Genomic DNA, 11,932 nt, shown 5'->3' with positions numbered 1-11,932 from the left:
TTTAAAACGTTACACTAAGATTAAGTCCGAAAGTTCTAGTGCTTGGAAATTGCGCTCCTTCTGCCCATCTAAAACCTGCACCAGATCTACCTAAAGATGAACCACTTACGTTCTCAATCTCAGAAGGATCGATTTCATCGGCAGCATAAATAAGCCATAGATTATTTCCAAAAATACTTGTTTGTATATTATCTACACCCAATTTTTCACTTACTTCTTTGGGTAAATTGTATGATAATGATAATTGACGTAACTTCACATAACTAGCATCATATACTAAATTTTCTGCAAATGCTGGTAATTGCCTATCGAAATATGCCGTAGCGTCAAAATACCTTGTAACAGGTTCACCTGTAACAGAATCTACACCATCTAAACGAATACCACCACCATTAGAAACATCATCTCTAATTGAATTTCCTTTATCATTTACCCCTACTGTTTCTATACTGTGTCCAGAACCAGTTGCCCAACGTTTAGATTGAGAGTAATAATCTCCTCCAACCTGAAAATCAATAGATGCAGACAATTCAAAATCTTTGTAATGGATTGTATTGGTAAGCCCTCCTGTTAAATCTGGTAAGAAATTACCTATCAGCTGATCGTCTTCTCTAACAATTGCATTTTCTGACCAATCACCTGCAGACTGATCTATAATAATACGACCTTGCGAATCTCTCTTTGCCTTAACTCCATAAATATTACCTTTACTCTCTCCTTCTACATCTCTTAAAACCACATAACTATTGTTAAATGTCCAGGTTCTATCTAATCTACGAGTTGAAGGTGTATTAGGGTCATCATTCGCATCTATTTCATTTACCTTCCAGTCAATGGTTGCAAAATTAATCCCAACATCCCATTTAAAGTTTTCAGTACTTATAGGTTTAAAGTTTAAACTTCCTTCAAAACCACTTCTTGTTTCTTTTCCTGTATTTCTATAAATAGTTGAACTACCTGTTGAAGATGGTAATAAATCTAATCGAGGAAAATCTTCTATTTTGGTGTTATAATAAGTTAAATCTAAAGCTATCTTATTATCAAAGAACTTCATCTCTAGTCCAAACTCAGACTCTTTTGTACTTGCTCCTGCTATTAAAGGGTTTGCAGCAGTACTTGGAATAGAAAACAATGGTGAACCATTATAATTACCTGAACTTTGGTACGTTGCATTTATAAGGTAAGCATTTGGAAAAGAGGGAGCACTTGAAATACCTGCTCTTAATTTACCAAAACTTAAAAACCCCGCGTCTTGTAATAATTCACTAAAGATAAAACTAGAAGAAACACCATAAGTTATAAGTCTGTTATTATCAGGGTTTGCAGTTGAACTCCAATCTGCACGTAGAGAAGCATCTAAATAGATAATATCATTATAGCCAATATTTACGTTCCCAAAAACAGCTCTAGACTCTTCTTTATAGGTGGTTGCATTGTAGGTAGGCCTGTCAACCGAAGTTTCAACTGAATAGAAACCAGGAACAGTTAACCCTCCAACAGATGAAGCATAAGTAGAATTATAAGTTTCATTCTTTATTTGAAACCCTGCAGTAGAAGCAAACTCAATTTTTCCTTCATCACCATACTTATCATTAAAATTCATTGTACCATAAACTTCGTTTTCTGCTCGACTGGATGTAGTTTCTTCAAATTGAGGGTCTGTTGCTCCACCTCTTCCTCCGAAAGCACCAATCTTGTAAGAATTAAAATGACTAAAAGTTCTACGATACTGTAGATTTGCACTTAACTTCTCATTAACTTTATAATTTAAGGCTAATTTACCAAAAATTGCATTTTTGTCTTGTTCATTTCTATTTTCATAAAATTCAAAATAAGGAGAATCCCAATATGCAGGGGTCGGGTTTGTTGGACTTTGTAAATTCCACGAAACAAATTGACCATTACGTTTGTAATCTTTCAATCTATGGATATCTAATTGACGTTGCCACCATAAGTTCGGTCTAAAAAATGAACCACTACCAGTATATCCTAATTGAGGGTTATTTAAGGTATTTCTTATTTGATAATTTATATTTGCGTCTAAAGTTAATTTTTTAGTTACATTATAATCTGCATTTACACTAATCTGCGTCGTTTTTCTTTCAGTATTCGGCAAAATACCTTCTTGACTTACATTTCGAATAGTTGTGCTTAAGTGATGGTTTTCTCCTCCGCTTTGAAACGTAAGTATGGCTTTATTTACTGTTGCAGTTTCATAAAAATCTTTTACATTATTAGGGTTTGCCGACCACGGACGTAATTTCCCATATTCAGGGTCTCCAACAATCCAACTATCCCAATGTCTTACTAAGGTACCATCTAATTTTGGCCCCCATGACTGATCTGCCCCATAGTCAGGACGCAACTCTCCATTTGGTAAAGTAATAAAATCTTGGGTGTAACCTCCTCCATATTCATTTTGATATTCTAATATGTTAGTTGCATTTGCCATTTCTGTACTTAATTGCAACTTTATTGATTGCCCCTGTTTTGCCTTTGAAGATGTAACAATTATTACACCACCACTTGCATCTGTACCATATAAAGCTGTCGCCGCCCCTCCCTTAAGAACAGAGATGCTTTCAATATCCGCAGTATTAATATCTCCTGCAGATTGCACTCTAACACCGTCTACTACGTAAAGAACGTTTGAGTTACCTCGTAAACGTATCAAAGCACCATCAAAAGTTGCACCAGAATTACCCAATGCCTGAACTCCAGAAACCTTACCTGCAATTGAATTATTAATATCAACCTCATTCGTTTTTACTAGATCTTGCCCTTCTACAGATTGTTGTGCAAAACCCACAGATTTTTTCTTTCTTACTTTTCCTAAAGCTGTAATAACAATTTCATCTAATAAGTTACTTCCCTCTAAAAAGACATCAATTATATTAGAATTATTTACAGTTACTTCTTTAGCCTCCATACCTACGTAGCTAAAAACAAGAACGTCCCCTGTATTTGCTTTGATCGCATAATTACCATTAAAATCTGTCTGTGTACCTTTTAAGGTTCCTTTAATTAGAATACTAACACCTGGTAACGGGTCGGATCCTTCTTTAACAATCCCTTTAATCCTTTTTTCTTGTGCAACTGTAAATTGCACAGAAACAAGAAATAGAAATGTTAAAAAAAATGTAAATTTTGTTTTCATATTTTTTCATTTATAGTTATCAATGGTTTAAAAGTATAAATATATTTGTAAGAAAAAAAAAATATGAGATAAGCTGATAAAAATGTATCAGTATTTGATTATTTCGTACTAATAAAACAACAAAACGACTCGATTAAAGAACTAATCCTAACTAAAATCAATATTTAATATAGTATTCGTAACGTAAAAAAACTAACACATTTATATACTAGAAAGAGAGTACTTTTTAGAAAAAAAAACAGATGAAGTAAATAATAAAAAAATGCCTTAAAATTTTAAAAATCATAGTATTCAATGACTAAAGAACACATACTCTAAACTAAGTAAGAATAAGTTGTCTTCCTTAAACACTACTTTCTGTATATTATAAATAAAATTATGAAAGCATTATTGTCTCGCAATTATATAAATGAATAGAAAACAAGGGAAATATGTATAAATAGAATTGAACGTGAAGATTATTTATATTGAATTTAATACTATTGATCTGTTTTTGTTTGTGCCACAAACATGTAATATCTTAATAGAAAACCAATTATACTAACAAAATAAAATTGGTTAAATACAGATAGCATCAACTTGAAGGTTACAATAATAGGTTTAACTTTTCATCCTGAAAAAAAATATTCCTTCAATAATAAATTAAAAAAAAATTACACCATAAATCTATTTTCTTTTCCTAACTGTTAGGATATATAACCTCACTTAACGCAACGTCATATTTATTCAAACCAACAATCTCTTTAATTGGTTGAAAAAAATTTAACCCAATAGTTATTACATCAGTTCTACATTCAGCAAGAAATCTATCATAAAAACCTTTTCCGTAACCAACTCTGTATTTTTTTTCATCCGAAATTAATAAAGGAACAAATACCATATCTATCTTATTAACATCTATTTCTATTCCATTCACAGGCTCTGGAATCCCATAAGAATTTACTTTAATTACTGTATTATTATCAAACAAAAAATGCTTTAATTTATTTGTAGAAAAATCACTTACACTAACTACAATAACCTTTTTATTTAATAATAAAAAATCTATTATAGGACCTGTATTAATTTCTGAAAATCTTTTTATTGATAGGAAAATATGAATTGTTTTTACTGAAGAAAAATCTAACTCAAAAATTTTTTCATATATTTTTTCTTGAAATTCTTCAAGTTGAAAAACTGACAAATCTTTACGTTTTTGCTTATATAGTTTTCGAAGAGCTACTTTATTCATTATCTCAAAGATAGTAAATTTTAAGAAAATAAATTTACTTACTTAACCTAAGTAACATCAATAATTAATGTTAACTATTCCTTCTCTTAAAATTTCTGCAATAAAATAATCTTTTCTCCCAATATATACTTTTTTTGAATAAACAAGAAGACTCGTCTTGTTTTTAGCAGTAAATTAAGTAGAAAACCAGATACAATTACAAACACCTTTATGTTTAGTTTTCAATTCTAAAAAACATTAAATAATTAACTTTTAAAAATAAGATTAAGTTAATCAACTTTAATACTAAATTCACCCTTATTAGGTAATAAGTGTATATTATTGGATATTTTGAGATCATACAGATCTAAATAAATGAGAGTTTTACCTTTTAGAATTATAGAACCAGAAAATAACACATTAGTTTATCTAGAAGACATTGAGATGATTTTTTATGATAAATTACATCAACACCATGAAGTTCTAGTAAGTTTTATTGAAAAAGAGGTGGAGCTTCATTGGCTAGTGATAAAATTTCTAATCATACAGAAAATGATATTTTTATTATAGGAAGTAATTTACCTCATACTTAAAAAAGTAACTAAAACACTTCAAAAAAAGTTGAGTTTTTCTTTAAAAAAAACTTCTTTTGGAGAATCTTTTTTGAGCTTAACAAACTCACTGAAATTAAAAGTTTCTTTTTAAAATATTAAAAGGACTTGAGTCTTAAAACTAATAAGAATAATATTATAAAATGAAAAACACATTTTAATTAGGACGCCTTATTTTATTTTTATAAAAATTAAAAATCGTTTCAATATCTAAATATAAACCTCCTTCTACTTTTGTTTACAATAAAAATGTTCTAATATTCAAGAAAAAAGAATGCATTATCTATTGGGTTTTAAAATAGAAAATGCAAATCAAAAAAATTATTTAAATGATATTGTAAATGTAGTAAATATGACAAAAAATGCTTTTATAAATATTTAAAAAAAGAACCAATAAAACTTATGTTCGTTTTTTAATTGAATTATGAATTGAAAAATCCTGTAAGTTATTAAACAAAGACTTATCTATTAATTAAATTACTTTTAAATCAGCATTTTACTGATTTCTAATTTTAATATTTTGTCTAATTCCTTTTGTATTTTTTGTCAATCCTTTTACCACCAAATCGTAAGAGTGATCTATTAATTCTTTCACCAAATCACCTGAAACATCACTAGAATTAATAGTTACCGTATTCCAAAGTCGTTTATTCATGTGCCAACCAGGGTTAATGCCTTCGTATTGGCCTCGTAATTCTTCTGCCTTATCAGGGTCGCATTTTAAATTAATTTTCTCCTCTCCTTTTTCCCAATTATTCAAACTTGTAAGTGCAAACATTTTCCCCATCACTTTAAAAACTAGAGTCACCTCATCGAAAGGGAAATGCTCTGTAACTCCTTTTTTTGCAATACAAAAATCTCTTAACTGTTCAATATTCATAAAGTCTTCAATTTAAAAGCACCTTTTTTATTATTTTAATAAGTATCTTTAACTATCAAATTTACAATTATTTTTTACGATGGAAAATGAATTTCTAGATAACACGTCTATCATTACTTATTCTGCCAAAACTTATGAGAAAACTGATTTTTCTGCAATTTCTCAAATAAATCTATCTCAAGGCACAGATACTATAGAGTGGCTAAATACTTATGGAATTAGATATCAAGATGAATATAAAAAAATAATTTATCAAAATAAGCTAGACGATTTTTTAATAAAACTATTAGGTGATGAAGAACACCCGAACAAGGTAATTTTACTAGACAATCTATTATTTATTACAACACGTGTTTTAATTACTGAAAGTCAGAAATTAGATTCTGAGCAGATGGTTTTTATTGTTTCTGCGGATTTCTTGTGGTCTATTCAAGAAAAGAAAGGAGACTATTTTAATTGGATTCGTGAACGCTTAGAAGGAAATAAAGGCATTGTAAGAAAGAAAAGAGCAGATTATTTACTGTTTTTATTATTAGAATCTATTATTGATAATTATCAAGATACTTATGAAGAAAATGCAGAATTAAGTGCTCATAAACTAAATTCTACGCATATAAAACCAACACCAGAATTCACTTCTTTAGTAGAAAAAAGAAAGCAAGAGTTGTTCAATTTTAAGAAAGCAACGATGTCTTTAAAAGACACTATTGTTAAGCTAGAAAAAATTGAAATTACCGGTTTTGATGTAAAATATTTTAGTGAACTAAAAGAGCAAACTAATAACTTAATTTCTAACATCGATTTTGAATTACAAGAGTTAGAAAGCAAAATAAATTTAATTTTCAGTATTCAAGGGCATCGTTTAAATGAAGTAATGAAAACCTTAACTATTTTATCTGTTATTTTTATTCCGTTAACTTTTTTAGCTGGAATCTACGGAATGAATTTTGAATATATTCCTGAATTAAAATTAAAATATGGTTATTTCATTTTATTAGGAATTATGGTATTGGTTACCGTTATTTCTGTTTGGTATTTTAAACGCAAAAAGTGGTTTTAAGTTGTTTATGAACCCTTTTCAGTTTTAAACAAGAAAGAGTCTTAATTTATAAAAATTTACTTTATAATTTTATACAAAACCGGTTTACTTGGCGTTGCATCATTTTCGAAAGGCGCAATCATTAAATTTAATAAATACTCACCATCTTCTATGTCATTTGGCACATAAATAAATTCTGTAATAGTAGCATTCATTCTTATTTCTCCTGCAGTATTCCAAAAAGCATTGTGTGCTAATAGCTTACCATTATCCTTTTCTTTGTCTATAGAAGGCAAATCTATCAATAAATGTTTTATACCTTTCTCTCGTAAATAAATTGCAGCTTCTTCTAATAAATAAGGCGGATTTGTATTCGAGTATTGCATCGATTTTTTGTCCTTTAAATTTGGCAATGTTCTAATTACAATTGCATCTCTTTTCTTATTCTTTAAAGCTGTTTTTAATTGTTTTTCTGAAATTACAAAATCTTCACCTCTACTTTCTGGTGCAACTGTAACTACTTCTGCAAGAAAAATATAAAATTTTAAATTTTGATTTACAGAATGAACTTCTTTTGTAATATGCCCAACACATTCTGTATGTGTAATATGAGAATGAGGATTAAAATGAATGTTATTAAAATTTACCACAGCACCTTCTGAAACCTTTGCTTTTTCGCCATCAAAATCTACAGGAAAAATTTTTGGCTCTTCTAAATACCAAGCATTTACATTTGTTTTTGATACATCTATAGGAATTGAAATATCTATGGGATTGGATATATTTACTTCTATTTTTCTAGAATTGTATTCTATAATTGCTTTCATGTGCGTTAAAATTGTTACTGTGTTTTATGAATAATAAATCCAAATATAAGTTTTTAAGTAAACTATATTCAAATAATTTGAAAGAAAAAAGGAGTTAAACCTAATTCAACATAAATAAATCTGATGCAATTCCATCTGCTAAAAACTTTCCTTTTTTAGTAGTTTTTAAAATGTTATTTTCAACAAACAATAATTCTTGTTCAATGTATTTTTTAGATTGATTTTCTAAATAAACTATAAATTTTTCACCAAAACCTTGTTTAATCTTCTCTAATGAAACTCCCCAAATTGTTCGCAAACCCGTCATAACATATTCATTATATCTGTCGGTTATAGAAAGTATTTCTCTTTCTATAGGCAATTTGTTCTCTTTAATCGATTTTATATATTTAGGATTGTTTCTCACATTCCAACTACGCTGTTTTCCATCGAAAGAATGCGCAGAAGGTCCAATTCCTAAATAAGATTTGCCTAACCAGTATGACGAATTATTTTTGCTAAAGAAATTTTCTTTCCCGAAGTTAGACAGTTCATAATGTATAAAACCAGCCTTGTCTAATTCTTCAATTAAAATATAGAATTGTTCTTGTGCCTTTTCTTCATCTACATTTTTAATTTTCCCTTTCGCTATTAAGGTTTCTAAAGCCGTTTTTGGCTCTACCGTTAATGCATAGCTAGAAATATGCGGAATGCCAAAACTTAATGCTGTTTGTATATTTTCTCGCCATGCTGCATTGGTACAATCAGGAACTCCATAAATTAAATCTACAGAAATATTTTTAAAATACTTCGTTGCCAAAGACAAAGATTTTTTTGCTTCTTCAGAATTATGAGCTCGGTTCATTAGCTTTAAATCTTTTTCGAAAAAAGATTGAACACCTATACTTAATCTATTAATTGGTGATTTAGAAAGTGCTATTATTTTTTCTTCAGATAAATCATCAGGATTTGCTTCTAAGGTTATTTCCGGGTTTTCTGCAACTTTAAAATTTGCATAAACCGCATTTATTAATTCCTGAATTTCTTCAGTATTTAAAACAGAAGGTGTTCCTCCACCAAAATAAATAGTTTCTATAATTGTATTTCCTAATTCGTTTTTTCTGATTTCAATTTCTTTAATTAAAGATGAAATCATGTCGCCTTTTTTCTTCAATGAAGTAGAAAAATGAAAATCGCAATAAAAACATGCTTGCTTACAAAATGGTATGTGAATGTATATTCCAGACATTATTTTTTAACTCGCTTTTCATTCTGTTTCACAAAACTCGCCCAACCTTTATAATTTTTTCCACCTACAACTTTCCCTGAATTATAAAAGTGACAAACTGCTGCAGCTAAACCATCTGTTGCATCTAAGTTTTTAGGCAATGTTTTTAAGTTTAATAGCGATTTTAACATCAAAGCAACTTGCTCTTTACTTGCACTTCCGCTTCCTGTAACTGCCATTTTTATTTTCTTTGGTAAGTATTCTGTAATGGGTATTTCACGAGACAAACCAGCCGCCATGGCAACGCCTTGTGCCCTACCTAACTTTAACATCGATTGTACATTTTTACCAAAAAACGGAGCTTCAATTGCAATTTCGTCAGGATTATAGGTGTCTATCAACTCGATCGTTCTCTCGAAAATTAGTTTTAACTTTAAATAATGATCGTCGTATTTCTTCAGCATTAATTCATTCATTTGAATGAATTCCATTTTTTTACCAATCACTTTTATGAGCCCGAAACCCATAATTGTGGTTCCAGGATCAATTCCTAAAATAATTTTTTCTGTCTTCACAACCTTAGATTGTTTTTGTTTTTCTCATCTAACTTAATCACGATTATTTGTTACTTTGCAAACAATGAATTATTCGCTAACACACAAATCTAAACAATTCTTTTGGTTGCTCATAAAACTAAGTATTGTATTTGGTTGCGGATATTTTATATGGCTAAAACTCACCACTAATAGTCAATTAAATTTTGCTTCATTTTATCAAAAACTGATCGAAAACAATGTTTTTTCAATCAAAAATCTGTTTTTTTTACTCGCTTTAAGTATTTTAAATTGGTTTTTAGAAATTCTAAAATGGGAAACACTAGCATCGTTCTGCATTAAAATAAGTAAAAAATCTGCGGCAATACAAAGTTTGGCTTCTTTAACAACTTCTTTAATTACACCTAATAGAATTGGCGAATATGGTGCAAAAGCGCTCTATTTTGAAAAACCTTTTCGAAAACAAATTCTGAGTTTAAATTTAATTGGAAATCTGTATCAACTTTTAGCGACAGTCTTTCTTGGTGTTTTAAGCTTGCTTTATTTTGTAAATAAACAAAATGTTGACTTGAACTTCAATAAAATTTATAATTGGATTTTTATTGGTTTTGTAGCTCTTTTAGTATTCTTTTTTCTTTGGAAAACTTTACTCACCAAAAAGAACTTGTTTAAAAGTTATGCCGTAAAACTGAACAGGAAACAACATTTTAAAATTGCCTATTTATCCTTTTTAAAATACTTGGTTTTCTCCCATCAATTTTATTTTTTATTGCTAATTTTTAATGTAAACATTTCTTACATCGATGCAGTTACAGCAATTAGTAGTTTGTATCTCATTAGTTCTTTCATACCCATGTTATCTTTGTTTGATGCTGTTTTAAAAGGAACGGTTGCTCTTTTTATTTTCGGTTTTTTAAAGGTTGATACATTTACTATTCTAAGCATTACAACACTTATGTGGATTTTAAATTTTGTAATTCCTGCAAGTATTGGCAGCTATTTTGTACTTACTTTTAACCCCAAACAGACCACATGATTTGGATTCTTATTTTTCTATTTTCATCTTACACAATTCTAATTATTTCTTTAGCAATTGGGTTTCTAAAGATGGATGAATTTAAACCTGAAAGCAAGATTCCGAAAACGAGTTTTTCTGTAATTATTCCGTTTAGGAATGAAGTAAAAAACCTACTTGGTTTGTTAAATTCTATTCTAGCTTTAGAATATCCTAAAGAATTGGTAACATTTATTTTTGTAGATGATGCTTCTTCGGATGGTTCTACTGAACTCATAAAAAAATTTAAGTCTGTTATTTCTAACGAGAAACGAAGAGAAATCTTAGAACGGAAACAAGTACTCGACACAATTTCGAAAAATAGCGAAATCACTCAAACTGACATCTGTATAATTAGTAATAATAGAACATCAAACTCGCCAAAAAAAGATGCCATTTCAACAGCAGTTGCTATTGCTAAAAACAACTGGATTGTTACTACAGACGCAGATTGTATTTTACCACAAAAATGGCTTTCAACTTTAGATGCTTTCATTCAAAAAAATAGCCCAAAAATGGTTGTTGCTCCTGTAAACTATATTGTAAATAATACTTCTTTAGAACAATTTCAGTTATTAGATTTTATGAGTTTACAAGGAACTACCATTGGTAGTTTTGGCATCAATTCTCCTTTTTTATGCAATGGTGCAAATTTAGCTTACAAAAAAGAAACGTTCTTAAAACTAAACGGATTTGTTGGAAATAACAACATTGCAAGTGGAGATGATATTTTTCTCTTTGAAAAATTTATTGAACATGATAAAAAAGGAGTTCAGTTTTTAAAATCTAAAGATGCAATTGTTTCTACTTTTCCTGTAAAGACAATTAAAAACTTAATACACCAAAGAGTTCGTTGGGCTTCTAAAACAAGTAAATTTAAATCTACTAAAGTAAAATTAATTGGTCTGTTGGTTTTTCTAATAAATATTAGTGTAATTCTTAGTGTGTTTTTATCAAACAACATCTTGGTAATTCTTTTGCCTTTATTACTAAAAACAGCAATCGATTTATTTTTATTTATACCAACGATGTTTTTTTATAATCACAAAAAATCATTTTTAAAATGGTATATTTTTAGTAGTATTTTATATCCTTTTTTTAGCGTTTTTATTGTTTTTAAATCCCTTTTTTCTGAATACAGTTGGAAAGGAAGAACTTTTAAAAAATAGGTTTTCTAAAAGCCAACAAACTATTTTAGCCCAGATTGAAGTGGCATCCTTTTTTTGTTTTTCTCAAAAAAAGATACAACGGAAAGCTGGAAATTGCTTCGAAAATTATTTTGAAAATAAAGAGTTCATAATAGGCTCCATTTTAAACCAAAGTACAACAGCAATAACTAACAATAGTATTAAAAAAATGCCTTTTGTAGGTTTAGTTTGCTTCTTTTTACCGA

General features: G+C 29.0%; 9 protein-coding genes. 3 read left to right on the top strand and 6 right to left on the bottom strand.

All coding sequences use genetic code 11. From position 1 onward, the window contains the following. Nucleotide 1 precedes the first annotated feature (1 nt). The 3 genes from CW731_RS13805 to CW731_RS13790 all read right to left on the bottom strand — a co-directional run bounded on the left by CW731_RS13805 (nucleotide 2) and on the right by CW731_RS13790 (nucleotide 5,858). Nucleotides 2–3,157, bottom strand: a complete 3,156-nt coding sequence (locus CW731_RS13805) for a SusC/RagA family TonB-linked outer membrane protein (protein ID WP_100947273.1) — start codon at nucleotides 3,155–3,157, stop codon at nucleotides 2–4. Between the two features lie 679 nt (nucleotides 3,158–3,836). Next, a complete protein-coding gene (locus CW731_RS13800) occupies nucleotides 3,837–4,388 on the bottom strand; it encodes a 5-formyltetrahydrofolate cyclo-ligase (RefSeq protein WP_100947272.1) in 552 nt (183 codons plus the stop codon). 1,086 nt (nucleotides 4,389–5,474) lie between these two features. Continuing rightward, nucleotides 5,475–5,858, bottom strand: a complete 384-nt coding sequence (locus CW731_RS13790) for an MmcQ/YjbR family DNA-binding protein (protein WP_100947270.1) — start codon at nucleotides 5,856–5,858, stop codon at nucleotides 5,475–5,477. A 79-nt stretch (nucleotides 5,859–5,937) separates the two neighbouring features. On the opposite strand from CW731_RS13790, the gene CW731_RS13785 reads away from it, so the two are divergent. After that, nucleotides 5,938–6,918: a CorA family divalent cation transporter gene (locus CW731_RS13785; RefSeq protein WP_100947269.1), complete on the top strand. Its 981-nt coding sequence runs from the start codon at nucleotides 5,938–5,940 to the stop codon at nucleotides 6,916–6,918. A 56-nt stretch (nucleotides 6,919–6,974) separates the two neighbouring features. Here the strand turns inward: CW731_RS13785 and CW731_RS13780 are convergent, their stop codons facing one another. From CW731_RS13780 to ruvC, 3 genes are all read right to left on the bottom strand, one after another. Beyond that, complete coding sequence (locus CW731_RS13780) at nucleotides 6,975–7,724, bottom strand: cyclase family protein (protein ID WP_100947268.1); 750 nt, start codon at nucleotides 7,722–7,724, stop codon at nucleotides 6,975–6,977. A gap of 100 nt (nucleotides 7,725–7,824) precedes the next feature. Beyond that, entirely contained in the window at nucleotides 7,825–8,952 is a 1,128-nt protein-coding gene (gene hemW / locus CW731_RS13775) for a radical SAM family heme chaperone HemW (RefSeq protein ID WP_100947267.1), read from the bottom strand. Beyond that, nucleotides 8,952–9,506, bottom strand: coding sequence for a crossover junction endodeoxyribonuclease RuvC (gene ruvC / locus CW731_RS13770; RefSeq protein WP_100947266.1), 555 nt, complete (start codon nucleotides 9,504–9,506; stop codon nucleotides 8,952–8,954). Before ruvC ends, hemW begins: the two co-directional genes overlap by 1 nt. 64 nt (nucleotides 9,507–9,570) lie before the next feature. On the opposite strand from ruvC, the gene CW731_RS13765 reads away from it, so the two are divergent. After that, complete coding sequence (locus CW731_RS13765) at nucleotides 9,571–10,521, top strand: hypothetical protein (RefSeq protein ID WP_100947265.1); 951 nt, start codon at nucleotides 9,571–9,573, stop codon at nucleotides 10,519–10,521. Continuing rightward, complete coding sequence (locus tag CW731_RS13760) at nucleotides 10,518–11,708, top strand: glycosyltransferase (protein ID WP_100947264.1); 1,191 nt, start codon at nucleotides 10,518–10,520, stop codon at nucleotides 11,706–11,708. Before CW731_RS13765 ends, CW731_RS13760 begins: the two co-directional genes overlap by 4 nt. Nucleotides 11,709–11,932: the final 224 nt, after the last annotated feature.

The organism is Polaribacter sp. ALD11, assembly GCF_002831685.1.
GTDB lineage: Bacteria > Bacteroidota > Bacteroidia > Flavobacteriales > Flavobacteriaceae > Polaribacter.
The sequence above is the reverse complement of the archived record's forward strand: the minus strand, read 5'-3'. Positions and strand labels throughout refer to the sequence as shown.